26 protein-coding genes are annotated in these 25,841 nt (G+C 64.0%); 3 read left to right on the top strand and 23 right to left on the bottom strand.

Features of this window, described 5'->3' with window-relative positions:
• Positions 1-4: 4 nt before the first annotated feature.
• From era to CupriaWKF_RS04995, 19 genes are all read right to left on the bottom strand, one after another.
• Entirely contained in the window at positions 5-943 is a 939-nt protein-coding gene (gene era, locus CupriaWKF_RS05085; RefSeq protein ID WP_276099930.1) for a GTPase Era, read from the bottom strand.
• Complete coding sequence (gene rnc, locus CupriaWKF_RS05080; protein WP_276099929.1) at positions 940-1,710, bottom strand: ribonuclease III; 771 nt, start codon at positions 1,708-1,710, stop codon at positions 940-942. The genes era and rnc overlap by 4 nt, the downstream gene beginning before the upstream one ends.
• Position 1,711: 1 nt before the next feature.
• Positions 1,712-2,113 (bottom strand): DUF4845 domain-containing protein, encoded by a 402-nt coding sequence (locus CupriaWKF_RS05075; protein ID WP_276100670.1) that lies wholly within the window; start codon positions 2,111-2,113, stop codon positions 1,712-1,714.
• 56 nt (positions 2,114-2,169) lie between these two features.
• The gene (gene lepB / locus CupriaWKF_RS05070) at positions 2,170-3,069 is read right to left on the bottom strand and encodes a signal peptidase I (RefSeq protein WP_276099928.1); all 900 of its coding nucleotides are present in this window, start codon (positions 3,067-3,069) and stop codon (positions 2,170-2,172) included.
• A gap of 92 nt (positions 3,070-3,161) precedes the next feature.
• Complete coding sequence (lepA, locus tag CupriaWKF_RS05065; protein WP_276099927.1) at positions 3,162-4,955, bottom strand: translation elongation factor 4; 1,794 nt, start codon at positions 4,953-4,955, stop codon at positions 3,162-3,164.
• A 190-nt stretch (positions 4,956-5,145) separates the two neighbouring features.
• Positions 5,146-5,430: a glutaredoxin family protein gene (locus CupriaWKF_RS05060; protein ID WP_276099926.1), complete on the bottom strand. Its 285-nt coding sequence runs from the start codon at positions 5,428-5,430 to the stop codon at positions 5,146-5,148.
• Positions 5,431-5,439: 9 nt separating this feature from the next.
• Entirely contained in the window at positions 5,440-6,942 is a 1,503-nt protein-coding gene (locus CupriaWKF_RS05055) for a DegQ family serine endoprotease (RefSeq protein ID WP_276099925.1), read from the bottom strand.
• Between the two features lie 120 nt (positions 6,943-7,062).
• Positions 7,063-8,142: a MucB/RseB C-terminal domain-containing protein gene (locus CupriaWKF_RS05050; RefSeq protein WP_276099924.1), complete on the bottom strand. Its 1,080-nt coding sequence runs from the start codon at positions 8,140-8,142 to the stop codon at positions 7,063-7,065.
• 8 nt (positions 8,143-8,150) lie between these two features.
• The gene (locus CupriaWKF_RS05045; RefSeq protein ID WP_276099923.1) at positions 8,151-8,783 is read right to left on the bottom strand and encodes an RseA family anti-sigma factor; all 633 of its coding nucleotides are present in this window, start codon (positions 8,781-8,783) and stop codon (positions 8,151-8,153) included.
• A 110-nt stretch (positions 8,784-8,893) separates the two neighbouring features.
• Positions 8,894-9,493, bottom strand: coding sequence for an RNA polymerase sigma factor RpoE (gene rpoE / locus CupriaWKF_RS05040; protein WP_276099922.1), 600 nt, complete (start codon positions 9,491-9,493; stop codon positions 8,894-8,896).
• A 111-nt stretch (positions 9,494-9,604) separates the two neighbouring features.
• Entirely contained in the window at positions 9,605-10,063 is a 459-nt protein-coding gene (locus CupriaWKF_RS05035) for a hypothetical protein (RefSeq protein ID WP_276099921.1), read from the bottom strand.
• A gap of 64 nt (positions 10,064-10,127) precedes the next feature.
• The gene (gene fabF, locus CupriaWKF_RS05030) at positions 10,128-11,360 is read right to left on the bottom strand and encodes a beta-ketoacyl-ACP synthase II (RefSeq protein ID WP_276099920.1); all 1,233 of its coding nucleotides are present in this window, start codon (positions 11,358-11,360) and stop codon (positions 10,128-10,130) included.
• A gap of 195 nt (positions 11,361-11,555) precedes the next feature.
• On the bottom strand, positions 11,556-11,795 hold the full coding sequence (gene acpP, locus CupriaWKF_RS05025; protein ID WP_008644813.1) for an acyl carrier protein: 240 nt from the start codon (positions 11,793-11,795) through the stop codon (positions 11,556-11,558).
• A gap of 169 nt (positions 11,796-11,964) precedes the next feature.
• On the bottom strand, positions 11,965-12,714 hold the full coding sequence (gene fabG / locus CupriaWKF_RS05020; protein ID WP_276099919.1) for a 3-oxoacyl-ACP reductase FabG: 750 nt from the start codon (positions 12,712-12,714) through the stop codon (positions 11,965-11,967).
• Between the two features lie 25 nt (positions 12,715-12,739).
• The gene (gene fabD / locus CupriaWKF_RS05015) at positions 12,740-13,669 is read right to left on the bottom strand and encodes an ACP S-malonyltransferase (protein ID WP_276099918.1); all 930 of its coding nucleotides are present in this window, start codon (positions 13,667-13,669) and stop codon (positions 12,740-12,742) included.
• 69 nt (positions 13,670-13,738) lie between these two features.
• Positions 13,739-14,719 carry a beta-ketoacyl-ACP synthase III gene (locus tag CupriaWKF_RS05010; protein WP_276099917.1) on the bottom strand — a complete coding sequence of 327 codons (981 nt, stop codon included), beginning with the start codon at positions 14,717-14,719 and terminating at the stop codon, positions 13,739-13,741.
• A 53-nt stretch (positions 14,720-14,772) separates the two neighbouring features.
• Positions 14,773-15,849: a phosphate acyltransferase PlsX gene (plsX, locus tag CupriaWKF_RS05005; RefSeq protein WP_276099916.1), complete on the bottom strand. Its 1,077-nt coding sequence runs from the start codon at positions 15,847-15,849 to the stop codon at positions 14,773-14,775.
• Between the two features lie 151 nt (positions 15,850-16,000).
• Complete coding sequence (gene rpmF / locus CupriaWKF_RS05000; protein WP_008644820.1) at positions 16,001-16,180, bottom strand: 50S ribosomal protein L32; 180 nt, start codon at positions 16,178-16,180, stop codon at positions 16,001-16,003.
• A gap of 120 nt (positions 16,181-16,300) precedes the next feature.
• On the bottom strand, positions 16,301-16,894 hold the full coding sequence (locus CupriaWKF_RS04995) for a DUF177 domain-containing protein (protein ID WP_276099915.1): 594 nt from the start codon (positions 16,892-16,894) through the stop codon (positions 16,301-16,303).
• 168 nt (positions 16,895-17,062) lie between these two features.
• Here CupriaWKF_RS04995 and CupriaWKF_RS04990 point away from each other — a divergent pair, with 168 nt between their 5' ends.
• Together CupriaWKF_RS04990 and CupriaWKF_RS04985 are read left to right on the top strand one after the other, a co-directional pair.
• Positions 17,063-17,662 (top strand): Maf-like protein, encoded by a 600-nt coding sequence (locus CupriaWKF_RS04990; RefSeq protein WP_276099914.1) that lies wholly within the window; start codon positions 17,063-17,065, stop codon positions 17,660-17,662.
• 14 nt (positions 17,663-17,676) lie between these two features.
• The gene (locus tag CupriaWKF_RS04985) at positions 17,677-18,408 is read left to right on the top strand and encodes an SAM-dependent methyltransferase (RefSeq protein ID WP_276100669.1); all 732 of its coding nucleotides are present in this window, start codon (positions 17,677-17,679) and stop codon (positions 18,406-18,408) included.
• 97 nt (positions 18,409-18,505) lie between these two features.
• Here the strand turns inward: CupriaWKF_RS04985 and CupriaWKF_RS04980 are convergent, their stop codons facing one another.
• The 4 genes from CupriaWKF_RS04980 to CupriaWKF_RS04965 all read right to left on the bottom strand — a co-directional run bounded on the left by CupriaWKF_RS04980 (position 18,506) and on the right by CupriaWKF_RS04965 (position 21,850).
• Positions 18,506-19,690, bottom strand: a complete 1,185-nt coding sequence (locus CupriaWKF_RS04980; RefSeq protein ID WP_276099913.1) for a S49 family peptidase — start codon at positions 19,688-19,690, stop codon at positions 18,506-18,508.
• 64 nt (positions 19,691-19,754) lie between these two features.
• Positions 19,755-20,156, bottom strand: a complete 402-nt coding sequence (locus CupriaWKF_RS04975; protein WP_276099912.1) for a Rieske 2Fe-2S domain-containing protein — start codon at positions 20,154-20,156, stop codon at positions 19,755-19,757.
• Complete coding sequence (locus tag CupriaWKF_RS04970) at positions 20,149-20,808, bottom strand: HAD-IA family hydrolase (RefSeq protein ID WP_276099911.1); 660 nt, start codon at positions 20,806-20,808, stop codon at positions 20,149-20,151. Before CupriaWKF_RS04970 ends, CupriaWKF_RS04975 begins: the two co-directional genes overlap by 8 nt.
• Positions 20,789-21,850, bottom strand: coding sequence for an RluA family pseudouridine synthase (locus CupriaWKF_RS04965; protein WP_276099910.1), 1,062 nt, complete (start codon positions 21,848-21,850; stop codon positions 20,789-20,791). Before CupriaWKF_RS04965 ends, CupriaWKF_RS04970 begins: the two co-directional genes overlap by 20 nt.
• A gap of 772 nt (positions 21,851-22,622) precedes the next feature.
• Between CupriaWKF_RS04965 and CupriaWKF_RS04960 the strand changes: the two genes are divergently transcribed.
• Positions 22,623-25,715: an Rne/Rng family ribonuclease gene (locus CupriaWKF_RS04960; RefSeq protein WP_276099909.1), complete on the top strand. Its 3,093-nt coding sequence runs from the start codon at positions 22,623-22,625 to the stop codon at positions 25,713-25,715.
• Positions 25,716-25,841 lie beyond the last annotated feature (126 nt).

Genomic DNA, 25,841 nt, shown 5'->3' with positions numbered 1-25,841 from the left:
TTGCTCACTCGTAGCCGTAGGCGCGCAGTCCGGCTTCGTTGTCGGCCCAGCCGCTCTTCACCTTGATCCACATTTCCAGGTAGACCTTGCCGTCGAAGAGCTTTTCCATGTCGAGGCGCGCCTCGGTGGAAATCTGCTTGAGCTTGTTGCCCTTGTTGCCGATGATCATGGCCTTGTGCGCGTCGCGCTCGACCAGGATGGTGGCGAACACACGGCGCAGGCGCCCTTCCGTCTCGAACTTGTCGATGATGACGGTACTCGTGTACGGCAGTTCGTCACCGGTCCAGCGGAACACCTTCTCGCGGATGATCTCCGAGGCCAGGAAACGCTCGCTGCGATCGGTCATCGCATCCGTGTCGTACATCGGCTCGCCTTCCGGCAGGTAGGGGCGGATGATCTCGAACAGGCGCGCGATATGGTCGCGCGTCTTGGCCGACATCGGCACCACCTCGCGGAACGGAAAGAGCTGCCCCATCTTTTCCAGGAAGGGCATCATCACCGCGGCACGGTCGTCGCCGGTCACACGGTCGAGCTTGTTCGTCACCAGCAGCACTGGCGTGTTCTTCGGCAGCAGCGCCAGCACCTTTTCATCATCCGTGCCATAGTAGCCGGCCTCGACCACGAACAGCACCAGGTCCACCGACGACAGCGTGGACGTGACCGCGCGGTTGAGCGAGCGGTTCAGCGCACTGGCGTGGCGAGTCTGGAAGCCGGGCGTGTCGACGAACACATACTGCGCATCCTCGGTGGTCTGGATGCCGACGATGCGATGGCGCGTGGTCTGTGCCTTGCGCGACGTGATACTGATCTTCTGGCCGACCAGCGCGTTCATCAGCGTGGACTTGCCGACATTGGGACGGCCGACGATGGCCACGGTGCCGCAGCGAAACGCCTCGGCTGGGGTATCCGCGGCAGGCTGCTGCGGATGATTGGATTCGGTCATTCCTTCAACCTGAGAGACAACTGTGGGTCCTGCGGCACCGGCTGCTTGCGCGTCTTGCCGGTACGCTCGGCGCGGCTGCGCTTGAGCAGCTGCGGCACCAGCTTCTGGACTTCATCGAGCGCCAGCTTGGCCGCCGCCTGCTCCGCTGCACGGCGCGAGGCACCGGTGCCGAACACCCGGACTTCCAGTTTAGGCACCATGCACTCGACTTCAAACTGCTGGCTGTGCGCGGCGCCGTGAGTGGCGATTACGTTATATTGAGGCAAGGCAATCTTGTGGCCTTGCAGGTATTCCTGGAGCAGCGTCTTGGCGTCCTTGCCAAGCGTGCGTGGATCCACCTGCTCCAGGATGGGGATATACAGCTTGCGGATCAGCGAGCGCGCGGCCTCGAAGCCCGAGTCCAGGAACACGGCGCCGACGATGGCTTCCAGCGCATCGGCAAGGATCGAGGGACGACGGAAACCGCCGCTCTTCAACTCGCCTTCGCCCAGGCGCAGCGCCTCGGAGAGCTGCAGCATCTGGGCGATCTCGTACAACGCCTGCTGCTTGACCAGATTGGCGCGCACGCGGGACAAGTCGCCTTCATCCAGCTTGCCAAACATGCCGAACAGCATGTCTGCCACAGCGCAGTTCAACACCGAATCCCCAAGGAATTCCAGGCGTTCGTTGTGCTGGGCGCTGTGGCTGCGGTGCGTCAGCGCCTGCTGCAGCAACTCAGGCTTGCTGAAGCGGTAGCCGAGACGTTGCTGCAAGGCGTCGAGGTTCATATCAATGCTGCGTTCCCGAATAGCTAATCAGTAGGCTCAATGGACCGTAGACGGGGACCTCGGTCCGGTAGGCAAAATCGACCGACTGGATCGTTCCGTTCTCGTCTTCGCGGATCTGGAGGTCTTCACCTCGCACCGCGGCAATCCGGTCGATGCTTGCCTGTTTATCAAAATACTCCACCACCTCTCGCTTGTTGGTGGCCTTCTGCTTGGCGTAGCTGGCAGCGCGCTTGACGGAAAAATACTCCGTCAGGCTCGGTATTGCCCTCAGTGCGGGCAGCGCAATGCCGATCACGAAAAAAATCACCACCAGCAGCGTCCAGAGGGAAAACCCCTGCGCCCGCCGTCGGCCCGGGCTAACCCGTCCCCGGCCATCATTCCTGACCCGACCCAATTGCCCCATCTGACCCATTTGCGCTTCCCTCTTCTAGTTGAGCGTTCTTGCGCCGCGCGGGTGTTTTATTTGAATGCCCCGACGCGCCCGAAATTACCGAGGTTCATCCAGATCACGAAGGCCTTGCCGACAATATTCTGGTCCGGCACGAATCCCCAATAGCGGGAATCCAGGCTGTTATCGCGATTGTCACCCATCACGAAATAGTGACCTGCGGGCACCTTGCAGGTCACGCCCTGCTGATTGTAAGTGCAGTTTTCCCGGAACGGGAAATCAGGATCAGCGCCGGCAACAAACGCCGGCCGGTCCACGTCGTTCAGGATGCCATGCTCCACGCCACCCGGCAGCTTCTCGGTGAAATGCTTGGAATAGGCCAGGCGCTCCTCGTCGAGATAATCGGGCAGCGGCGTGTAGTCGGCCGGCTTGCCATTGATGGTCAGGTGCTTGTTCGAATACTGGACCACGTCGCCGGGCACACCGATGACACGCTTGATGTAGTCGAGCGACGGATCTTTCGGGTAACGGAACACCATAACGTCGCCGCGCTGCGGCTCGCCAACGTCAACGACTTTCTTGTTCACCACCGGCAGGCGAATACCGTAGTCGTACTTGTTGACCAGGATGAAATCGCCGATCAGCAAAGTGGGAATCATCGAACCGGACGGAATCTTGAACGGCTCCACCACGAAGGAGCGCAGCACGAACACTGCCAGGATGACCGGGAAGAAGCTGGCAGAGTATTCGAGCCACCATGGCTGGCGCAGCTTTTCCTCCGCCAGGCGCTTGCGCGTGGAATCGATCTCGCCGGATCCGAAACGGCCCTGCAGGTCCGACTGGCGCGAATCGAATTCGGCCAGCGCCAGGCGCGCCGAAGCGCGCCGCTGCCGCTCAAACACAAGCTTGTCCGCGATCCACGCGATACCCGTGATCACCACCAGCACAAAAAGGATCAGTGCAAAATTCATGACGGCTTCTGGTTCTTGGATGTCCTGCTACAGCTTCTTCTTCTGCCACTGCGCCATTTGCGCCGCGGTCCCGTTCCTGCCTGTGCAGCCGCTTACTTGTCGTCGACCTGCAGGATGGCAAGGAACGCCTCCTGTGGAATCTCGACGGTGCCGACCTGCTTCATGCGCTTCTTGCCGGCCTTCTGCTTTTCGAGCAGCTTCTTCTTGCGCGAAATATCGCCGCCGTAGCACTTGGCCAGCACGTTCTTGCGCAGCGCCTTGACGTTCTCGCGCGCAATGATGTTGGAGCCGATCGCGGCCTGGATTGCCACGTCGTACATCTGGCGCGGAATGATCTCGCGCATTTTCGCCGCCACTTCGCGGCCGCGGTATTGCGAGTTGGAACGGTGCACGATGACTGACAGCGCATCGACCTTGTCGCTGTTGATCAGGATATCGACCTTGACCACGTCGGACGGGCGATATTCCTTGAACTCGTAGTCCATCGAGGCATAACCGCGCGATACCGACTTCAGGCGGTCGAAGAAATCCATCACGATTTCCGCCATCGGGATCTCATAGGTCAACTGCACCTGCTTGCCGTGGTAGCTCATGTTGATCTGCGTACCGCGCTTCTGCGTGCACAGCGTAATCACCGAGCCGACATATTCTTGCGGCATATACAGGTTGACCGTGACGATCGGCTCCAGGATGGCCTCGATCCGGCTCGGGTCGGGCATCTTGGCCGGGTTCTCCACCGTCACCGTGGTGCCGTCGCGCATCTGCACCTGGTACACCACGGTCGGCGCCGTGGTAATCAGGTCCATGTCGAACTCGCGCTCCAGGCGCTCCTGCACGATTTCCATGTGCAGCAGGCCGAGGAAGCCGCAGCGGAAGCCGAAGCCCAGCGCCTGCGACACTTCCGGCTCGAACATCAGCGAGGCATCGTTCAGGCGCAGCTTTTCCAGCGATTCGCGTAGCGCCTCATACTGGTTGGCCTCGACCGGATACAGGCCGGCGAACACCTGTGGCTTGACTTCCTTGAAACCCGGCAGCGGCGCCTCGGCCTTGCGCGCGACCGTGGTAATGGTGTCGCCGACCTTGGCGGCCTTCAGTTCCTTGATGCCGGCGATGACGAAGCCCACCTGGCCCGCGGTCAGCGCGTCGCGCTGCACGGACTTCGGCGAGAACACGCCGACCTGCTCCACGAGATGCTGGGCGCCGGTGGCCATCAGCAGCGCCTTGTCCTTCGGACGCAGCGTGCCATTGACCACGCGCACGAGCATGACCACGCCGACGTAGTTGTCGAACCACGAATCGATGATCAGCGCCTGCAATGGCGCGTCGGCATCGCCCTTGGGCGGCGGTACCTTGGCGATCAGCGCCTCGATCACGTCTTCCACGCCCTGGCCGGTCTTGGCCGAGCACGGCGTGGCATCCTGCGCGTCGATGCCGATGACGTCCTCGATTTCCTGGATGGCATTGGCCGGGTCGGCCTGCGGCAGGTCGATCTTGTTGAGCACCGGCACCACTTCCACGCCGAGCTCGATCGCGGTGTAGCAATTGGCCACGGTCTGCGCCTCGACCCCCTGCGAAGCGTCGACCACCAGCAACGCGCCTTCGCAAGCCGACAGCGATCGGCTCACTTCGTAACTGAAGTCGACGTGCCCCGGCGTGTCGATCAGGTTCAGGTTGTAGACCTTGCCGTCACGGGCCTTGTAGGTCAGCGCGGCCGTCTGCGCCTTGATGGTGATGCCGCGCTCCTTCTCGATATCCATCGAGTCGAGGACCTGGGCCTCCATTTCGCGATCGGACAGCCCCCCACACAGCTGAATGATCCGGTCGGCCAGGGTGGATTTCCCATGGTCGATATGGGCGATGATCGAGAAATTGCGAATATGGTCCATCTAATCTTCGGGCAAGCGCCAGTGTCTTCGCCCTGGCAGCAGCGGATTCGTGAACGGCCCGCCGCGGGCGCTCTCATAGGGAACGCCCGTGGGAAGGCCGCGGGTCTTGGGGCGCGGATTTTGCGCCAAACTGGAATTTTACCGGATTTTCAATGACTTCCGGGCCGTGAATGGGCGAATTGCCGGGCCCTTATGCGCGACCGGATGTGGCTGTTCCGGCGCACGCCTGTGCCGCAAGCCATGTGCGGACCGCCAGGGCGTCCAGGAAGTAGTGGCAAAGTTCGCGGGGCCCTTCCGGTCCCATTGCGACCAGCACAGGCACGCGCTCGCCGAAACGGGACTCCAGCTCCAGATCGGCGTCCACATCCACTTCGTGGACGATAAACGGGAATTCGCGCTGGAGCGGCTCCAGCGCGACCCGCATATCCTCACACAGATGGCAATACGTCCTGCCGTACAACGTGAGCTGCAGCATGTCGGACGATCAGCGGGCGGCAGTGGCTCCCGGACGCAGCGTCAGGACCTGGGTCGCATCGCCACGGCGCACGAACACGGCGGCAATACGATTCTTGTCCAGCCCTTTGACCAGATCGTTGAACTGGCGCGCGCCGGTCACATCGGTATCGCCCAGGCGCAGGATGATATCGCCCGGACGAATACCGGCACGCATGGCCGGGCCATCCGCGACTTCGACCTCCACCCCCGACTTCACCTTCAATTCCTTCAGGCGGGCATCCGGAATGTCGTTGACGATCAGCCCCAGCGCATTGGGCTTGGGCGCCTGGGCGATACTCTCGTCCTTGGACGACGGCGTGCTGCGGGCCTTCGCGCGGGTTTCCGGCTCCAGCTCCGTCACCGTGATCGTTACGTCGCGCGTAGCGCCCTTGCGCCACAGCTGCAACGGCACCTTCGTACCCGGCTTGGTATCGCCGACCATGCGCGGCAGGTCGGACGCCTTTTCGATCTCGCGGCCGTTGAACTTCAGGATGATGTCGCCCGGCTCGATGCCGGCTTTCTCCGCCGGACCGCCCGGCTCGACGCTGCCGACCAGCGCGCCGCGCGCACGGCCGAGGCCAAGCGAATCAGCCACCTCCTTGGTCACATCGCCGATCGCCACGGCAATCCGCCCGCGCGTGACGCGACCCGAGAGCTTCAGCTGTTCGGTGACGCGCATCGCCTCGTCGATCGGAATGGCGAACGAAATGCCCATGTAGCCGCCGCTGCGGCTGTAGATCTGCGAGTTGATGCCAATGACCTCGCCACGCAGATTGATCAGCGGCCCACCCGAGTTGCCGGGGTTGACCGCCACGTCAGTCTGGATGAACGGCAGGTAATCGCCGGTATCCCGGCCCTTTGCCGACACAATGCCGGCCGTCACGCTGTTATCCAGACCGAACGGCGACCCGATCGCAAGTACCCACTCGCCCGCGCGAACCTTGTCGGAGTCTCCCAGTACCAGCCGAGGCAGACCCGTCGCATCGATCTTGAGCAGTGCGACGTCCGTGCGCTTGTCGGCGCCGATCAGCTTGGCCTTGAATTCGCGCTTGTCGGGCAGCGTGACGTAAATGGTTTCCGCATCCGCCACCACGTGAGCATTGGTCATCACGTAGCCGTCCTGGCTGATGATGAAGCCTGAACCGACACCGCGGCTCTGCTCCTCGCCCTGCGGCGGCTGACCCTGCGGCGGCTGGCCGCGCCGTGGCGCGCCCGGCGCCGGGGCACCTGGCATCGGAACGCCAAAGAAGCGCCGGAAGAACTCGGCCATCTCATCGTCTTCACTGCCCTGGCCGCCGCGCGAGCGCACGCGTTCGGTGGTCCGGATATTGACCACGGCCGGGCTGGCCTTTTCCACAAGGTCGGTGAAGTCGGGCAGGTTGTAGTTGGAAGCCGCGGCCTGGGCGTGGCCCACTTCGGCAACGGCCGGGCCGAGAATCAACATGGCAGCCATGACCACGGCACGCGCCAGGGCTGGGGATCTGAACGTCATCGACAACTCCCGGGATTCAGCAAATGATGAGGTACTGATTGGGACAAGAAGCCGGGAGCCGCCCACTAGGCGGGCCGAAGCGAGGGCGAGAGAAGCCCCGCATCCGGCACTTGTACGCACTCAGTGTAACGCCTTGGGAGGGCGATATTCCACGGCCGACGCGAACTGCCGTACCGTGCTGGCGGGCACCTCGCCCACCACAGTGATCCAGTAATCCGAAATACGGCGCACCACAACCTGCGTGGCGCCAAGCGACGCGACCCCTTCACGGCGTACGCGCTGCTCGGACACGGGTTCGATGAACACTGACAATCCGGTCAGCCCGTCGCTGTACACCACCTGAAGCACCTCGAATACCTGCCCGCGCCCGTTACCCTGCGCAGGCGCGCGCAGTTCGCCGAGCGGACGGCGCACTTCGCGGATCTTCTGAAAGCCCTTCAATGGCACAGTGATGTTCCAGCCTTCGTCCGCTACGTTGGTCGGCTGATAATTGACCTCATAGTGATTCCAGGAGCTGGAATTCTTGATCGCCCCCAGAATGCGCTGCTTGTCGGATGGCACGCCGATATCGACCTGCGAAAAGGCAACCTGCTCCAGCACCTTGCCGCCTTCGCCGATGGTCTGCGCGCGCATCAGCAGGCCCGAATTCTTCTCGGCCCACAAGCGTACGGCATAGCGTGCCGTGTCGTGCGGCTCCAGCGAAAACACCTCGCATTCCACCCCGGCCACACGTTCGCCGGGCAGCTTGCGCATGTCGTAGAGATCGAGCACATCGCTCTTGTTGGTGGCCAGCAGCGCCGGGAAGCGGTCCTTCGCCTCCTGCTTCTCCACCACCACCAGCTTGGCTTCGGGAATCAGGCTGTGGACCACGTCATTCTGCCGCAGCACTTCGCGCGGCTTGCCGTCCAGCGTTTCCAGGCGTTCATACTCGTTGTGCACGAGATCGCTGTAGTGCTGGATCTTGGACGCATGCATCACGCTGCCGCGCTGGTAGATCAGCGTGCCAACATAGTTCTCGCGCTGCGCGGCGCGGTGAATCTTGCTGAGCCAGGCGGAGGCATCGCGCCGGTTCAGCGAACTGTCCGAGGGCTGGGCCGTTGCCGCCGCCGCGCTCAGACACAAGGCCAGAAAAAAGGACCTACGCAGGGCCCTCATTCTCGGTGCGCCCGCTACGTTGGCGGGCGACCATCCTTTGTGCATGTCCGGCATTATTCCTGCGAATTGTCCTGAGAGAAGTTGGCGCCGTTGGCGACCGTACGCATGGTCGGCACGAACGCCTCTGTTGCGACCGAGGTGCGATGGGCACGCAGGTATTCGTCCAGCCGGGGATCGCGGATCATCTGGGTGCTTTCCGCCGCGACGGTAACGAGGTTCGCGGGCTTGGCGGCCGCAGGCTGGTCGGCTCGCGCGACCACGGCATCAGGCGTGCCCAGGTCAGCCGGTCCGCGCAGTTGCGGCACCACGACCCAGCTTACTGCCGCCACCGCCGCGGCGATGGCCGTGCCGGGCATGACACGACGCACCCAGGACGGACGCACCAACAGGCGCTGACGTATGCCCGCGGCCTGGGCCACAGCCGGCACTAGCACATGAGGTTCGTCGTCCAGACGCGAGGAGAAGCGGGCAAGGAAATCGTCGGTCGAACCCGCATGACTCAGTTCTTCCGAGCGCAGCGTATCGCCGATCATCTGGAACACCGTCCAGTTCGCCATGCCGGTTTCGCTCTTGGCGAGCGCCACCACGGCATCGACCTCATGCGGCGACAGCTCGCCATCCATCAGGACGGAGATCTGCTCCGCCGCTTCGACTACATGAACCGACTGCTTATGAGCCTGACCCATTTCCCACCCCAAGACATTCCAATTCCATTGAACACCGATAATCCCGTCACTTGCTGTCGCTTATCGATGCAGGAACAGGCTGCAACGCTGGCCGCACGACATTCTTCTCACTACCATCGCTTGCCCTCTGCCGTTCCCAGCAGCGGGCGCAATTTCTCGGCAATCGCCTCGCGCGCACGGAAGATGCGCGACCGCACCGTCCCGATCGGGCAACCCATCGCCTCGGCGATTTCCTCATAGCTGAGGCCTTCGATCTCGCGCAGGGTGATGGCGGTACGCAATTCTTCCGGTAGTGCCTCCATGGCGCGGTTCACCGTCTCGGCAACCTGGCGCGTGTGAAGCATCGACTCCGGCGTATTGATATCCCTTAGTTGCTCACCGTCCGCAAAAGTTTCAGCCTCTTCCGTATCGATGTCGCTGGACGCCTCGGGCCGCCGGCCCTGGATAGCCAGGTAGTTCTTCGCCGTGTTCACGGCGATCCGGTACAGCCACGTGTAGAAGGCGGATTCTCCGCGGAACTGGGGCAAGGCACGGTACGCCTTGATGAAGGCATCCTGCGCCACATCCTCGACCTCGGCGGGATCCCTCACGAGGCGCGAAATCAGGCGGATGATCTTCCGGTGGTACTTTGCCACCAGCAGCTCAAAGGCCCGCTTGTCGCCCTGCTGGACGCGTTCAACTAGGAGCTGATCGGCTTCGCGTTCGCTCACGTATGGCTCACCTGCAGTGTATCTCTTGGTTTGGTCGTCACGACGAACGTTGTATTTTACCTACGAACCACCGAGCGTCCGGTGCTTCAAAGTGCATCCTGTGACCGCTGCCTAACAATAACGTTCCCGATCACTTTGCGCAGGCTGCACCGCTCGCGCACTCGCCAACGCCAGCCTGGCCATGCGCACCACACGCGACGAGCGCGCCTGAAAAGGCAATACCAGCAGCCCGCGGCGTCTGCCGGGGCCGTATGCCAGGCACAGCAAAAGAATGCCGCCGATATTCCAGCTGCCCGTCACGATGGCGGTTTCGCTACCGGCACCGGGCCTGCGCACTACGACGCGGGGCATGCCGTACCGCTGTGGCGACGGCAATACTGCGGAACATGACTGCCCGGTCCATGACCACCAGCCGCGCGAAGCCCGGATCAGCAGGACGAGCGCGCCCAGCCACGCCACACAAATCAAGAGGGAGAAAACGCCGCCCGGCCCGTAGCGGCCTGGCTCGCCCAGGCACAGCCGTGCCATCAGGCTCAGTGCAACTGCCTCGCCGGCCCAAAAAACAAGCAAGGCCCACTGCAAGCGAGTGAGCCCGCCAGGTCGAAGGCCGGCGAGGCGCTTCCGTAGCACCGGATCAGGCGCGGCGGAAGACAAGCGTGCCGTTGGTGCCACCGAAGCCGAAGTTGTTCTTCACGGCTACATCGATCTTCATTTCACGTGCCGTGTTGGCCACGTAATCCAGGTCGCATTCCGGATCCTGGTTATCGATGTTGATGGTCGGCGGCGACACCTGATGATGCAGGGCCAGCACGGTAAAGACCGATTCCAGGCCGCCGGCGCCGCCCAACAGGTGGCCGGTCATCGACTTGGTCGAATTCACAACCATCTTGTAGGCTTGGTCGCCAAAGGCCGCCTTGATGGCGTCGGATTCGTTCTTGTCGCCAAGCGGGGTCGACGTGCCGTGCGCGTTCAGGTACTGGACCTGGTCCGCATTGATGCCGGCATCCCGGAGCGCGTTGACCATGCAGCGGCGCGGGCCGTCCATGTTCGGCGCGGTCATGTGGAAAGCGTCTCCGCTCATGCCGAAGCCCACGAGTTCGGCATAGATACGCGCACCGCGCGCCTTAGCCGATTCGTACTCTTCCAGCATCATGACGCCAGCGCCCTCGCCCAGCACGAAGCCGTCGCGATCCTTGTCCCACGGACGCGAAGCCGCAGCCGGATCGTCGTTGCGCGTCGACAGGGCTCGCGCGGCAGCGAAGCCGCCAATGCCCAGCGGCGACACCGTCGACTCGGCGCCGCCAGCCAGCATGGCGTCGGCATCGCCGGCCTGAATCAGGCGGGCGGCCAGGCCGATGCTGTGCAGGCCGGTCGTGCACGCCGTCACCACGGCGAGGTTCGGACCCTTCAGCCCGTGCATGATCGACAGGTGACCCGAGATCATATTGATGATCGAGCCCGGCACGAAGAACGGCGAGATGCGGCGCGGACCCCGCTCGGTCAGCGTGGCATGCGTGTCCTCGATCATCGGCAGGCCACCAATGCCCGAGCCCACCAGCACGCCGACGCGCTCGGCGTTGGCCTCGGTCACTTCCAGGCCGCTATCCTTCAGCGCCTGTGCGCCGGCCGCGATGCCGAAGTGGATGAAGGTATCCATATTGCGGGCTTCCTTGGCGGGGATGTAATCCTCGGCATTGAAGCCCTTCACTTCACCGGCAAAGTGCACGGAAAGCGCGGAATGATCGAACTTGGTGACGGTGGCGATGCCGGACTTGCCGGCAACCAGGTTGGCCCAGCCTTCGGCAACCGTGTTTCCGACCGGAGACACAAGGCCAAGCCCAGTGACAACGACGCGACGACGGCTCACTATGATTTCCTACGGGTGCGTGATGCAGGATCAGAAACAAATGCTGGCGGCAACTCTGACCAGCAGGTCAGCGCCGCGCAGCGCGCTTCTTGATTCTGCGTCTTCGAACAGACGAAAGCCACAGAAAACAGCAAGGCGCCACCGCAATGGTGCGCCCACCCGCCTTCTGTGGCTCGGAATTCAGATACGACTGGCTCAGGCCTTGACGTGCGCGGTGGCGTAGTCGATAGCCTGCTGCACGGTCGTGATCTTCTCGGCTTCCTCATCAGGAATTTCCATGCCGAATTCATCTTCCAACGCCATCACGAGTTCAACCGTGTCGAGCGAGTCCGCACCGAGATCGTTCACGAACGACGATTCGTTCTTGATGTCTGCCTCGGCCACGCCAAGCTGTTCTGCCACGATTTTCTTGACGCGTTGTTCGATATTGTCCATGTAACCCTCCAGGGAAGTTCGACAAAAAGTGGGCGCATTTTAGCAGGTTTGAGGCGTCAGAAATGCCGCCTGCCAAGCTTTGCAAGGATCGCGCCCGATTGGTTCGGAAAACTACTACTTCAGGCAGCTTCTTCCTTCTTCTTCTCCGAAAAAGCCGCCCAAAAATCCATTAATTCATGTACATGCCGCCGTTCACATGCAGCGTGGTGCCGGTGATATAGGCCGCCTGCGGACCCGCCAGGAAGGCCACCGCATTGGCGATATCTTCCGGCTGCCCCAGGCGGCCGAGCGGAATCTGCTGCTTGAGCGAAGCATGCTGCTCTTCGGACAGCGCCTTGGTCATGTCGGTATCGATAAAGCCCGGCGCGACGCAATTGACCGTCACGTTTCGGCTGCCGATTTCGGCGGCCAACGACCGGGTCATGCCCGCCACGCCTGCCTTGGCAGCCGAGTAGTTCATCTGGCCCGGGTTGCCCACGGAGCCCACTACCGAAGTGATATTGATGATGCGGCCCTGGCGCGCCTTCATCATCGGGCGCAGCACTGCGCGCGACAGGCGGAAAACCGAGGTCAGGTTGGTCTGGATGACCGCCAGCCAGTCCTCGTCCTTCATGCGCATGGCGAGCTGGTCCTGCGTGATACCGGCATTGTTGACCAGCACGCTGATGCCGCCGTGGCCCTTCACGATCTCGTCGATCAGGGCATCGCAGGCGGCAGCGTCATTCACATTCAGCACCGCGCCCTTGCCCTTCAGTCCTTCGGCGCCAAGGTATTCGGTGATGCCCGCAGCACCAGACTCGCTGGTGGCGGTGCCGATCACAGTGGCACCCTGGCGGGCCAGCTCCAGCGCGATGGCGCGGCCGATGCCACGCGAGGCGCCAGTGACGAGCGCGATCTGGTTGTCGAGGAGTTTGGTCATGCGAATTGTCCTTTCTTGCGATCGCTTACTTCAGCAGCGCCAGGGTTTCCTGCAGCGAGGCAGGATCGAAGATCGCGCCGCCAACCAGGTTGCCGTCGATGCGCTTGGTCATGCCAGCCAGCACCTTGCCCGGACCGCATTCGATCACGTGCGTGACGCCTTCGGCGGCCATCTTCTGCACGCATTCCACCCAGCGCACCGGCGCGGCGGCCTGGCGCACCAGCGCGTCCTTGATGGCGTCCGGATCGTTGACGATGGCGACATCCACGTTGTTGACCAGCGGAATGGCAGGGGCCGAGAACGTCAGGCCGGCCATGCGCTCACGCAGGCGGTCCGACGCCGGCTTGAGCAGCGACGAATGGAACGGTGCCGACACAGGCAGCGGCAGCGCACGCTTGGCGCCCTTGGCCTTGGCGACTTCGCACGCCTTCTCGACGCCTGCCTTGCTGCCGGCAATCACGACCTGCGACGGCGCGTTGAAATTGACGGCCTCGACCACGCCGGCGACCGATGCTTCGGCGCACGCCGCGCGCACGTCATCGTCCGACAGGCCCAGGATGGCAGCCATACCACCCTCGCCAACCGGCACGGCCTCCTGCATGGCCTGCGCGCGGAAGCGCACCAGGGGCACGGCATCCGCAAACGGGATCACGCCTGCCGCCACCAACGCCGAGTACTCGCCCAGGCTGTGCCCGGCCACCAGGGCAGGCACCGGGCCACCGGCGTCGAGCCAGGCGCGGTAAATCGCCACGGCGGCCGTCAGCATGACCGGCTGCGTGTTCGTGGTCAGGTTCAGTTCTTCAGCCGGACCTTCGGCGATCATGCGGCCGATGTCCTGACCCAGGGCGGTCGAGGCTTCCTCCAGGGTCGCACGCACCACCGCGTTATCGGCGAACGCATTGAGCATGCCGACCGATTGCGAGCCCTGGCCAGGAAATACGAAAGCAAATTTCATCGAAGTGCTATCCCAGAATTTGAATACCGGTAGCCGCGCGGCCGGCCTTGCCTGCCGCGCCAGCCGTTGTTACATGCGCAGCAGCGCAGCACCCCAGGTGAATCCACCACCCACGCCTTCCAGCAATACGGTATGTCCCGGGCGGATGCGGCCGTCCCGTACGGCGGCATCAAGCGCCAGCGGAATCGATGCCGCGGAGGTATTGCCGTGCTCGTGGACGACAGCCACCATGCGTTCGGCGGGCAAGCCGAGCTTGCGCGCGGTGCCCTGCATGATGCGGATATTGGCCTGGTGGGGAATCAGCCAGTCGACCTGCTCGGGCTGGATCTCCGCCGCGGCCATCGCCTCGCGCGCCACCTTGTCCAGCACGTTCACGGCAAGCTTGAACACTGCCTGGCCGTCCATGTGCAGGAAAGCATTCCCGGTGACGGCGCCGCCGGCGACGTTGCCCGGCACGCACAGGATGCCCACGTGGCTGCCGTCAGAGTGCATGGCCGTCGACAGGATGCCCGGTTCGTCAGAGGCCGTCAGCACGACCGCGCCTGCACCATCGCCGAACAGCACACATGTCGTGCGGTCGTTGAAGTCGAGAATCCGCGAGAATACTTCTGTGCCGATCACCAGCACATTGCGATGCGAGCCACTCCGGATGAACTTGTCAGCGGTGGCCAGCGCATACACGAAGCCCGAGCAGACCGCCTGCAGGTCGAATGCTGCGCACTGGTTGTCGATACCAAGCTTGTTCTGCACGATGCACGCAGTGCTCGGGAACACGAAGTCAGGCGTCGACGTCGCCACGAGGATCAGGTCGATGCTCTGGCGGTCAATGCCAGCCGCCTCGATCGCCTTCTCGGCAGCCTTGACGGCCAGGTCGCTGCTTGCCACGTCGGGCTCGGCCCAATGCCGGGCCGAAATGCCGCTGCGCGAGAAAATCCACTCGTCGCTGGTCTCGATGCCCTTTTCGGCCAACTGCACCGCCAGATCATGGTTGGTCACGCGCCGCGGAGGCAAGTAGCTCCCGGTACCGATGATTTTTGCGTACTTGGTCATGTAGTGTCGGATCGATTTGTCCGTATGACAGCCTCAGGCGCCGGCCCGGTCCATCAGGCGGCGCGGGTGCTGGGGTGCGGGGTCGGTGTGGTCTCCGGGCTGGCCGGCGCAGCGCCCGCAGCGCTGGTCTTGTCGGCAAATGCCCTTGCTATGCGTTCGATGACGCCGTTCTTGGCGGCATCATACCCGCGTTTGATCGCCCATTCAAAAGAATGGGCATCGGCCGACCCGTGACTCTTGATCACCAGCCCGCGCAGGCCGAGCAGCGAGGCGCCGTTGTAGCGCGCGGGATCCAGCCGCTTGGCCAGGCGGGACAGCACAGGCATGGCAATGCCCGCCAGCAGCTTGGTGAACCAGGACCGGGTGAATTCTTCTTTGATCATGCCACCGATCATCTTCGCCAGGCCCTCGGTGCTCTTGAGCGCTACGTTGCCGACGAAGCCATCGCATACGACGATATCGGTCGTACCCTTGAAGATGTCGTTGCCTTCCACGTTGCCATGGAAATTCAGCCCCGAGGCACGCAGCAGTTCACCCGCGCGCTTGACTACCTCGTTGCCCTTGATCACTTCCTCGCCGATATTGAGCAGGCCTACCGTCGGGTGTTCCTTATGGTCCACCACAGCGACCATGGCCTCCGCCATGCGCGCGAACTGCAGCAGGTGCTCCGGTTCGCAATCGGCGTTGGCGCCGAGGTCCAGCACCGTGGTGCCCCAGCCCTTCTCGTTGGGAATGGTGGTGGCAATGGCCGGGCGCTCGATGCCTTCGAGCGTCTTGAGCACGTAGCGCGACACCGCCATCAGCGCGCCGGTATTGCCGGCGGAAATGCAGGCACCCGCCAGGCCTTCCTTGACCTGGGTCACCGCGACCCGCATCGAGGAATCCTTCTTCTTGCGAAGCGCCACCTCCACCGGGTCATCCATGGTGATGACCTCGGTCGCCGGCACGATGCTGACGCGCGCATGGTCCTGTGCGTGCAGCTTCTTCAGCTGCGCCTGGATGGCATCGGGCAAGCCGACCAGCACCACCTCGGCATCGTCGTGGCTGGAAAGAAAACTGATCGCCGCCGGGACAGTCACGGATACGCCGTGGTCGCCGCCCATGCAGTCGATAGCGATTTTGATCGTCATTGTTCCGGGTACGGATTACGCATCGGCGCCGGCGACAAGCCGGTTCGCATCGCAAGCGCCCAACAAAAAAGCGGCAACGATCTTGCCGCTTTTTTGTTTCTGACCTACAGGCATGCGCGAGCGAGACGCAACGTCACGCCGAACGAAGCGATCAGTCGTTCTTGGTCTTGATGACCTTGCGACCACGGTAGTAGCCGTTCGGGCTCACGTGGTGGCGCAGGTGGGTTTCGCCGGTGGTCGGCTCGACTGCCAGCGGGGCGACCGACAGGTGGTCGTGCGAGCGATGCATGCCGCGCTTGGACGGCGACTTCTTGTTCTGTTGAACAGCCATGATGACTCCTTCGAGAATTTTTCAATATTAACACACGCACCCTGCACTAGGCGTAGCCGGGGCCCGGCCGGATGCTTCAACCACTACCCGCAAGACTTTGCGTGACACCGCCGCGCGGCATCAATGCTTGGTCTTCAGGCCGGCCAGCGCCGCAAAGGGCGACGGCCGCTTTTCCTCTTCTTCCGGTGCAGCCTCAGGCTCCACCTCGCCGTCGGCGCCAGTCACGAGACTCTCGTGCACTACCGGACAGACGGCATGCTTGGGTGCCGCAGGCAGCGCCAGCAACACCTCATCTTCAATCAGTTCAAGCAACGAAAAGCGCTTGGAGCCGACAATCGCGTCAAGCTCGTCATCGTCCATCGGCGCGCTGTCGGCCGCCACATCGCTGACGAACACCTCAAAGCGCATGGACGTAGCGACGGGTTCCGCATAAACCTCCAGGCAACGCTGGCAGTTCAGCCAGACGTGGCCATTCACGGCAAGGTCCAGGAACAGGCGCTGCGCCACCGGCGCACCGGGCTCGGAAGCCTCTTCGCGCGCAAACCCGGTAGCCGTATAGGCGAAAACCTCACCTGCCGCCGAAGCTGGCGCTTGCGCGGCCGTCTCGGCTAAGATGCGCGGCAAATCCCGCACCGCCACCTCGCCAGCTGCGCTACCGCCCTTGCGGCAGAAAGCAAAGAGATCTAGCTCGCGCAGGTCGATCGACTGGGTCATATGGCTGCTCATGCTTGGCTCGCCACATCCTGGACCAACTGGCCCTCGGGCGGCATGGCAAGCCATGCTCGGATGCAGCGAAACGCGGGATTATAAGATGAAAATTGCTCCCTGGTCAAAGACCTTGAGTGCGTTACCCTTTGAATTCCTGTTCCGCTTCAATCACTTATGCACTCACAACCGCTTCCCAGACTGATCCTGGGCTCCAGTTCGCCCTATCGTCGCGAGTTGCTGGAGCGGCTGCGCCTGCCTTTCGAGGTGGCGGTACCCGACATCGACGAAACCGCGCTGGACAGCGAAACGCCGGAGGCTACCGCTCTGCGCCTGTCGCTCAACAAGGCCCAGGCCATCGCGCAACGCCAGCCCGGAGCCCTGATCATCGGTTCGGACCAGGTGCTGACACTCGACGGCCGACAGATGGGCAAGCCCGGTTCCCACGACAAGGCGCGGGAGCAACTGCGCCTGATGCGGGGCCGTACCGCCACTTTCCACTCCGCGCTCTGCCTGCTCGATGGACGCACCGGCCAGTCGCAGCTTGCCGATGTGCAGACGCGCGTCACCATGCGCGACCTCAGCGACGCCGAGATCGATGCCTACCTGCACCTGGAAAGGCCGTACGATGTCGCCGGCAGCGCCAAGTCCGAAGGCCTGGGCATTGCGCTGCTGTCGCGGGTTGAGTCCGACGACCCCACCGCGCTGGTCGGCCTGCCGCTGATCGCGCTCACGACGATGCTGCGCCAGGCCGGTTACCCATTCTTTGCCGCATGAGCGGCACCTACACGATGAGCGGCACCCTTTACCTGATCCCCAATACACTCGGCAAGCGCGACGACGCCGATCCGCTGCCCGACGTCATCCCGGCGGGCGTCCAGCAGGTCGCCGCGCGGCTGGACTACCTGGTGGCCGAAAACGCCAAGACCGCACGCGCCTTCCTCAAGAAGCTGGGCGAAACATGCCCGCTGGCGCGGCCGATCCAGCAGATCGAAATTCGTGAACTGAACGTGAACACCCGCGCCGATGCGCTGGCCGAACTGCTCGCGCCGCTGGCCGGCGGCCGTGACGGCGGGCTGCTGTCCGAAGCCGGCGTGCCCGCCGTTGCGGACCCGGGAGCCGAACTGGTGCGGCTGGCCCATGCACGCGGCATCCGCGTACGCCCGCTGGTCGGCCCCAGCTCGATCCTGCTCGCCGTGATGGGCTCCGGGCTGAACGGCCAGAGCTTCGCCTTCAACGGCTATCTGCCGGTGGACCCCGACGAGCGCGCGAAGCGGCTGCGCGAACTGGAACAGCACTCGCGCAAGTTCCGCCAGACCCAAGTCTGGATTGAAACGCCTTATCGCAACGGCGCCCTGCTCGACGCGCTGCGCCAGCACTGTGCCGGCGCCACGCTGCTGTCCGTGGCAGTGGATCTCACACTGCCGACCGAGACTATCGTCACGCTGCCGCTTGCGCAGTGGCGGCCGGACCGGCTGGACCTGCACAAGCGCCCCGCCATCTTTTCCTTGCTCGCCGGCTGAAACGGCGCAAAAACGGGAAGGACCGTGATGGAACGGGCCCGCAGGTTCCTGGCGGGCTCCAGCGCTTGGCGGATACCGGCCGTCCGCGAGTACGCGCTTACCGCATACCCTGCAGACCGGTGCTCCAGAGCATCGTCTTCATCGCTGCCGTGCCCACCGCGGCGCCGAAGCGCTTGGCCACACGTTCGGCGATGTTCTCCTTGACGGTATAGTCCACGATGTCCTCGGCCTTGAACAGGTCGCGCGCCACGTAGTCGGCACCCCCGAGACCATCGGCAAGGCCCAGTTCGACGCTGCGCTCACCCGACCAGAACAGGCCAGAGAACAGCTCCGGATCATCCTTGAGGCGATCGCCGCGCCCTTCCTTCACGACGTCGATGAACTGCTGGTGGATCTCCTTGAGCATGGTTTCCGCATAGGCTTTCTGCCTGGGCACCTGCGGCGAGAACGGATCCAGCATGCCCTTGTTGGCACCTGCCGTGTACAGGCGGCGCTCCACGCCCAGCTTGTCCATCAGCCCCGTGAAGCCGAATCCATCCATCAGCACACCGATCGAGCCGACAATACTGGCCTTGTCGACGTAGATCTTGTCCGCGGCGGCGGCCACGTAGTAGCCGCCAGACGCGCAGATTTCCTCGACGACCACATAGAACGGCTTGGACGGGTACAGCGTACGCAGACGATGGATCTCGTCATTGATGATGCCCGCCTGGACCGGCGAGCCGCCGGGCGAGTTGATCTTGAGGATCACACCGGCTGCATTGCTGTCGGCAAAGGCCGCCTGCAGCGATGCGTTGATCGATTCCGCACTGGCTGGCGTCCCGGCAGCGATCTCGCCCTCGAGGGAGACCATGGCCGTGTGCTTGCCGGTGCCGATGGCACTCTCGCCCTTGAAATCAAACACGGCAAGGAAGATCACCAGCAGGACCGCCAGCCCGGCAAACCGGAAGAAGATACGCCAGCGGCGGGCGGCACGCTGTTCGCGCAATGTCGCCATCAGCACTTTTTCGAGCACATCGCGCTCCCAGCCAGCACCTCCGCCGACCGGCCCGCTGCCCTTGCTGCCCTCTATGCGCGCCTTGCGCTCGCCGGCCTCACGGCGTGCCGCATCATCGGAGGCACGCAGTTCTCGCTCGAGCGGATAGTCCGCCTTCTGCGCGGTCTCGAGGCGTTCCGCCTCGCCCGTACCGCTCGCCGGACCTGGCGCCGCGGCAGGGCCGGCACCCCCTTGTTCATCCGGCTGACCCGATTCGCCCAAAGGCGGCTTTTGCTGTTCTGTCATGCAAGTGGCTCGTGGAAAGGCTCTTGGAAGGGGCGGATGTCAGGCAATGATCAAGGTGACCCGTTTACGCATTATCCGCCGGCTCCGCCAGGCGGTATGGCGCGTCCGGCACCCAGAATACCTTGCCGTCGCGCTCTTCGATACGCAGCTTGGCCAGGGAGGCACCCCGGCACGGGCCGCCGACGCACAGGCCGCTGTCGGGCTCGTACATCGCCCCATGTGTCGCGCAGATCAAGTATAGGCCCGAGGACTCAAAAAACTGTCCCTCCTGCCAGTCCAGCTCCATGGGCACGTGGGCGCACTGGTTCAGGTAGCCGTGCACCGCGCCATCAAAGCGCACCGCAAAGGCTGCCAACCGGCGGGCATTGAACTCGACGGTGAAACGCACGCCGGCACCGCCGTCGACCAATGTCTCTGCGGAGCACAGGAACTGCGCAGCGATGCCGTCAATCATGGCCTCAGGCATTGGCCAGCAGCCATTCCGTCAGGTCGCCGATCGAACCCGCGCAGTGGACGGGAGCCATGGCACGCAGCGAATCCCCGGGATGCGCCCCGTACGACACACCAATGCCGTAGGCGCCGGCATTGGCAGCCATCTGCAAGTCGTGCGTGGTATCGCCGATCATGACCGTGCGACCCATGTCCTGACCCAGTTCCCGGGTCAGTTCCTGCAACATTGCCGGATGCGGCTTGGAAAAGCTCTCGTCCGCGCAGCGCGTGGCGTCGAATCGCTGCGTCAGGCCGCTGGCGGCCAGCGCACGCTGCAGGCCGACGCGAGTCTTGCCGGTCGCCACACCGAGGAAATAGTGCTCCCCGTGCAGCGCCTCGAGCATCTCGCGCACACCATCGAACAGCACCAGCTCGGCGTCTCGCGTGAGGAAGTGGAAGCGGTAGCGCTCGGCCAGGCGGGGATAATCGGCCGGATCCAGGGTCGGGACAGCATAGGACAGGGCATCTTTCAGGCCCAGGCCGATGACATGGCTGGCAGCGCTGTCGTCCGGTACCGGCAGCCCCAGATCCCGGCTGGCCAGCTGGATGCACTTGGCGATGGTCGGGGTGGAATCCATCAGGGTTCCGTCCCAGTCGAAGACGATCAGGTCAAATCGTTGCCTGGCCATTGGTTTCCTTGTTGGCGTGACGGCCGCCCGACTCCGGGGCGTCCTGGTTTTTCTGGCTGCGCAATTGTTGCAGGAATCCGGTGCAATCGTCCGGCAGCGGCGCCACCACCACAAGGGGCTCGCCCGTCGCCGGATGGACAAACGTCAGCTTGTGCGCGTGCAGGAACATGCGCTTGATGCCCGGCCGCGCACCCGCCCGGGCCAACTGCTTGTTGAGCGTAAAGTCTCCGTACTTCTCGTCGCCGACGATGGGAAAGCCGGAATGCGCCAGGTGCACGCGAATCTGGTGCGTGCGCCCGGTCTTCAGTTCGGCCTCCAGCAGCGTGAAGCCGGGGAATGCCTCGACCCGGCTGAATACCGTGTGCGACGCCAGGCCGTCCGCCTGCACGCGCACGCGACGCTCGCCGTCCGGCGTGCTGTATTTATATAGTGGCAACCGGACATGCTGGCGGTTATTGGGGAACGCCCCGGCCACGCAAGCGAAGTAGCGCTTGTCCATGCTGTTGCCGCGGATCTGCTCGTGCAGGTCGACCAGCGCCGAACGCTTCTTGGCCAGCACCAGGATGCCGGAGGTCTCGCGGTCCAGGCGATGGACCAGCTCCAGGAACTTGGCCTGCGGCCGCGCCTTGCGAAGTTGCTCGATCACGCCGAAGGCCACGCCGGATCCACCATGTACGGCCACGCCCGCCGGCTTGTTGATGACAAGCAGGTGCGCGTCCTCGAACAGCACCGGGAAATCGGCCGCCGGGACGGGCTGCCGGCCGGCCGCCTGTGAAGATTCCGCCACCCGCATCGGGGGAATGCGTACCACGTCGCCAATCTGCAGGCGATAAGTGGCGTCGACGCGCCCTTTATTGACACGCACCTCGCCAGAGCGCAGCACCCGGTAGAGATGGCTCTTCGGCACCCCCTTGGAAATCTTCAGCAGGAAGTTGTCGATGCGCTGCCCTTCGGCGCCTTCGTCGATCGTGACATACGCCACCTGGGGACTCGCCGGCGCAGACTTTGCCCCTGTTTCAATTTGATGGCGTAACTCATTCATTTTCAATATAATTTCCTCGCTGTTTCGGCCAATGACCGGCAGCACAAGGCCTGTGTAAGCGATTTATCGCATTTTACACTTGGGGTCGCCGTCAGCCCTTCCGTCTCCCGCTTATTCGCGTAACCCGCAGGCGCCAGACGGGCAAATGGCGGCAAAGCAGCACGCGCGCAATTGCCGGCGCGCAGGAAGTCGCCCATAGGTGGCTTCGGCAAGGCCGGCAATTTCGTGGGAACAAAGTGTTCAGGTAATACAGAATTTGAAGGCGGATGCCAGGTGGCATCCGCTTCGGTGAGAGAAAGTCCCGCCGCACCAGGAAACGGTGCCGGCCGGCAGGCGAGCCTGCCACCTGACTAGAAATACCGGCGCCCGGTCGCAGAACTCCAAGAAGTAGTAGGTGCGCCCGCCAGGAGATGTCAGGTAGCAATGGATCGCCGTGCCGCGTCCGAAAAACTTGCTCTTTGACGCGTCTAGGCCTTCCGTGGCCGGCCGCGATGCCGCCGGCGCCCGTTGCGCCGGCCCCGCATCGCCACCGGCATCCGGGAACACGCCGGATTTCTGCGACAAGAGCAGCAGCCGGTGTTCTCTCCCGCCATGCGGACGTCCTCGCAGGCGTCGTCGCCTTTCTTTCACCCGCGCCCAGCCGGTTGCGTCTTGACGCAATCTGGCGCTTTTCGGCAATTCTCGCGCCTCGCTTCGCTCCCTTGCGTGCTTCATCGATCGCCGCGGACACCGCTTGACGGTGCCATCCGCGACACTGGAGTGAGGTATTGCGATGAAACGCATGCTGTTCAACGCGACGCAACAGGAGGAGTTGCGCGTCGCCATCGTCGACGGTCAGAAACTGATCGATATCGACATCGAAACCGCCGGGCGCGAACAGCGCAAGGGCAACATCTACAAGGGTGTCATCACCCGCATCGAACCCTCGCTGGAAGCCTGCTTCGTCAATTATGGCGAGGAACGCCACGGCTTCCTGCCCTTCAAGGAAGTCGCCCGCGCCTTCTTCAAGGAAGGCATCGACGTGCGCAATGCGCGCATCCAGGATGCCCTGCATGAAGGCCAGGAACTGATCGTCCAGGTCGAGAAGGAAGAGCGCGGCAACAAGGGCGCTGCCCTGACCACGTTCATCTCGCTGGCCGGCCGCTACCTGGTACTGATGCCGAACAACCCGCGCGGCGGCGGCGTGTCGCGCCGTATCGAAGGCGAAGACCGCCAGGAACTGCGCGAAACCATGGCGCAGCTGACCGTGCCCGATGGCATGAGCATCATCGCCCGTACCGCCGGCATCGGCCGCTCGGCCGAGGAACTGCAGTGGGACCTGAACTACCTGCTGCAACTATGGAAGGCCATCGACGGCGCCGCCGGCGACAACAAGGCCCCGCTGCTGATCTACCTGGAATCGAGCCTTGTCATCCGCGCGATCCGCGATTACTTCCAGCCGGATATCGGCGAGATTCTGATCGATACCGACGAGATCTACGAACAGGCCCGCGCCTTCATGAGCGTGGTGATGCCTGACAACATGAACCGCGTGAAGAAGTACCGGGACGACGTGCCCCTCTTCTCGCGTTTCCAGATCGAGCACCAGATCGAGTCGGCCTATTCCCGCATGGTGATGCTGCCGTCCGGCGGCGCCATCGTGATCGACCACACCGAGGCCCTGGTCTCGGTCGACGTGAACTCGGCCCGTGCCACCAAGGGCGCCGACATCGAGGAAACCGCGCTGCGCACCAACCTCGAGGCTGCCGACGAGATCGCCCGCCAGCTGCGCCTGCGCGACCTGGGCGGCCTGATCGTGATCGACTTCATCGACATGGAGTCGGGCAAGGCCCAGAAGGATGTAGAAACCCGCCTGAAGGATGCGCTGCGCCACGACCGCGCACGCGTGCAGATGGGCAAGATCAGCCGTTTCGGCCTGATGGAGCTGTCGCGCCAGCGCCTGCGTCCGTCCCTGTCCGAGGGCTCGCACATCACCTGCCCGCGCTGCAACGGCACCGGCCATATCCGCGATACCGAATCGTCCGCCCTGCAGGTGCTGCGCATCATCCAGGAAGAGGCGATGAAGGAAAACACCGCCGCCATCCACTGCCAGGTGCCGGTCGAGGTTGCCGCTTTCCTGCTGAACGAGAAGCGCCAGGAAATCAACCTGATCGAGCTGCGCTTCAAGGTCAATGTGCTGCTGATTCCGAACAAGCACCTGGAAACGCCGCACTACAAGCTGGAACGTCTGCGCCACGACGATCCGCGCCTGGAAGAAGGCATGGCCAGCTACCGCATGGCGGAAGCCGCCGCCAAGGAGTTGGAAGCCGACACCAGCTACAGCAGCCGCAAGAAGGAAGACGCCAAGCCGCGCCAGGAAGCCGCGGTCAAGGGCATTACGCCGGAACAACCGGCACCGGTGTCGGTACCGCGCCCCGAGCGCGCCCCGCGCCCGGAAGCCGCTCCCGCAGCCCCGCCTGTCCCGGCAACCAGGCCGGTGGAAGGTGGCGGCTTCATCGCCTGGCTGAAGGGCCTGTTTGGTGCCCGCCCGGCGGCACCGGTGGTGGTCGAGCCGGCCAAGCCTGTTGCCAGTGAAACGCGCAGCGCCGATGGGCGTCGTGAACGTGGCCAGCGCGGTGAAGGCCGCGGCCAGGGTCAGCGTGGCGAACGCGCCGACCGTGGTGAACGCGGCGAGCGCGGTGAGCGTGGTGAGCGCCAGCGTGGCGAACGCGGTCCGCGCGGCGAACGTGCAGAGCGCCAGACCGGCGAGCGTCCTGAGCAACGCGAGCCGCGCGGCGAACGTCAGGGCCGCCAGCCGCGCCAGGGTGACGCACAAGCCACCCCCGCAGTAGCCCGCCAGGCCGACGCCGCTCAAGGCGAACGCACGGAAGGCCGCCAGGAAGGCCGTCGCGACCGCAACCAGGAGCGCCGTGAACGGCAGCGCGAGCGCCAGCGTGAACGCGGCGACACGCGTGAAGCCGAAGCCGGCGAAGCCGCACCGGCGGAAGCTGTTGCCGCGATCCAGGCCGCCGCCAACCTGCCGCGGGCAGCGCTCGAGGAACCGCAAGCCGAGGCATTGCGCGCCGACCTGCCGGAAGGCGCTGAAGCAGCGACCGAAGGTGGAGACGGCGAAGAACGCCGCCGCCGTAACCGTCGCGGCCGCAACCGCTATCGTCGCGAGCGCGACGATTCGGTGCAGGCCTCGCAGGATGACGCCGAAGCCGCCACGGCCTCGGACATCGCCGCTGAGGCGACCGTGGCCGTCGCCGCCGAGGCTGTCTCCGCGCCGGCTCCGGCCGCTGCGGTAGCCGATGTACGTGAAACGGAAGCCGCCGCGCCGGTCGCTGAAGTGCCCGCCCAGCCCGTCGAACCTGTTGCCGCCGTCGTGGCCGAAGCCGCGGCCGAACCGGTTGTGACGCAGGCGCCTGCCCCTGTGGTTGCAGAGGCTCCGGCCATTGAAGCTACGCCGGCGCCCGTGGTCGTCCAGCCGGTGGCCGTGGCCGCCGAGCCCGTACAGGCCCCGCAAGCCGAGCCGGCCGCGCCGGTCGTGCAAGCCGCCATCGCACCCGCGGTGGTTGAAGCGCCGGTGGCACCCGTAGCCACCGCGGCCGCTGCACCGGCAACCCCGGCTCCTGCCGTGGTGACCAGCCCGTCGGCCGCGTCGCCGCTAGCGATGGAAAGCCTGCAACCGATGCTGGCCACGGCCGGCCTGGAATGGGTCAACACGGACAGCGAAAAGCTGCGCGCAGCCCAGGAGGCCGCCGCACGCATCGTGCCCGCTCCGCGTGTGCCGCGTGAGCGCAAGCCGCTGCCGCCGATGCAGCAAGGCCCGATGATCCTGGTCGAAACCGGCGGTCGCGAAGTCGAAATGGCCGCACAGCAGTAAGCGCCACATTTCCTGCCAGCAGGAATCGAAGGGGACGGCTCAGGCCGTCCCCTTTTTTCATGCATGGTCAATCCGGATGCCGGCAGCCGGCCTCGGATAGAATGGCAACAGAATGCGTCCGGTCCC

The sequence above is a fragment of the Cupriavidus sp. WKF15 genome, from assembly GCF_029278605.1.
Taxonomy (GTDB): domain Bacteria; phylum Pseudomonadota; class Gammaproteobacteria; order Burkholderiales; family Burkholderiaceae; genus Cupriavidus.
Note: the sequence above shows the minus strand (reverse complement) of the source record. Positions and strands in the feature narration are given on the sequence as shown.

Bases quoted from the DNA above. Each gene is read 5' to 3' on its own strand.
- CupriaWKF_RS04975 (WP_276099912.1), bottom strand. From the start codon at position 20,156: ATGCCTGAGGCCATGATTGACGGCATCGCTGCGCAGTTCCTGTGCTCC.
- CupriaWKF_RS05010 (WP_276099917.1), bottom strand. From the start codon at position 14,719: ATGACCAAGTACGCAAAAATCATCGGTACCGGGAGCTACTTGCCTCCG.
- acpP (WP_008644813.1), bottom strand. From the start codon at position 11,795: ATGGACAATATCGAACAACGCGTCAAGAAAATCGTGGCAGAACAGCTT.
- era (WP_276099930.1), bottom strand. From the start codon at position 943: ATGACCGAATCCAATCATCCGCAGCAGCCTGCCGCGGATACCCCAGCC.
- fabG (WP_276099919.1), bottom strand. From the start codon at position 12,714: ATGACCAAACTCCTCGACAACCAGATCGCGCTCGTCACTGGCGCCTCG.
- CupriaWKF_RS04990 (WP_276099914.1), top strand. From the start codon at position 17,063: ATGCACTCACAACCGCTTCCCAGACTGATCCTGGGCTCCAGTTCGCCC.
- lepA (WP_276099927.1), bottom strand. From the start codon at position 4,955: ATGGACCATATTCGCAATTTCTCGATCATCGCCCATATCGACCATGGG.
- CupriaWKF_RS05055 (WP_276099925.1), bottom strand. From the start codon at position 6,942: ATGACGTTCAGATCCCCAGCCCTGGCGCGTGCCGTGGTCATGGCTGCC.
- rnc (WP_276099929.1), bottom strand. From the start codon at position 1,710: ATGAACCTCGACGCCTTGCAGCAACGTCTCGGCTACCGCTTCAGCAAG.
- plsX (WP_276099916.1), bottom strand. From the start codon at position 15,849: ATGACGATCAAAATCGCTATCGACTGCATGGGCGGCGACCACGGCGTA.
- CupriaWKF_RS05050 (WP_276099924.1), bottom strand. From the start codon at position 8,142: ATGCACAAAGGATGGTCGCCCGCCAACGTAGCGGGCGCACCGAGAATG.
- CupriaWKF_RS05075 (WP_276100670.1), bottom strand. From the start codon at position 2,113: ATGGGGCAATTGGGTCGGGTCAGGAATGATGGCCGGGGACGGGTTAGC.
- CupriaWKF_RS04980 (WP_276099913.1), bottom strand. From the start codon at position 19,690: ATGACAGAACAGCAAAAGCCGCCTTTGGGCGAATCGGGTCAGCCGGAT.
- CupriaWKF_RS05045 (WP_276099923.1), bottom strand. From the start codon at position 8,783: ATGGGTCAGGCTCATAAGCAGTCGGTTCATGTAGTCGAAGCGGCGGAG.
- fabD (WP_276099918.1), bottom strand. From the start codon at position 13,669: ATGAAATTTGCTTTCGTATTTCCTGGCCAGGGCTCGCAATCGGTCGGC.
- CupriaWKF_RS04965 (WP_276099910.1), bottom strand. From the start codon at position 21,850: ATGAATGAGTTACGCCATCAAATTGAAACAGGGGCAAAGTCTGCGCCG.
- CupriaWKF_RS04960 (WP_276099909.1), top strand. From the start codon at position 22,623: ATGAAACGCATGCTGTTCAACGCGACGCAACAGGAGGAGTTGCGCGTC.
- CupriaWKF_RS04985 (WP_276100669.1), top strand. From the start codon at position 17,677: ATGAGCGGCACCCTTTACCTGATCCCCAATACACTCGGCAAGCGCGAC.
- rpmF (WP_008644820.1), bottom strand. From the start codon at position 16,180: ATGGCTGTTCAACAGAACAAGAAGTCGCCGTCCAAGCGCGGCATGCAT.
- lepB (WP_276099928.1), bottom strand. From the start codon at position 3,069: ATGAATTTTGCACTGATCCTTTTTGTGCTGGTGGTGATCACGGGTATC.
- CupriaWKF_RS04970 (WP_276099911.1), bottom strand. From the start codon at position 20,808: ATGGCCAGGCAACGATTTGACCTGATCGTCTTCGACTGGGACGGAACC.
- CupriaWKF_RS05060 (WP_276099926.1), bottom strand. From the start codon at position 5,430: ATGCTGCAGCTCACGTTGTACGGCAGGACGTATTGCCATCTGTGTGAG.
- CupriaWKF_RS04995 (WP_276099915.1), bottom strand. From the start codon at position 16,894: ATGACCCAGTCGATCGACCTGCGCGAGCTAGATCTCTTTGCTTTCTGC.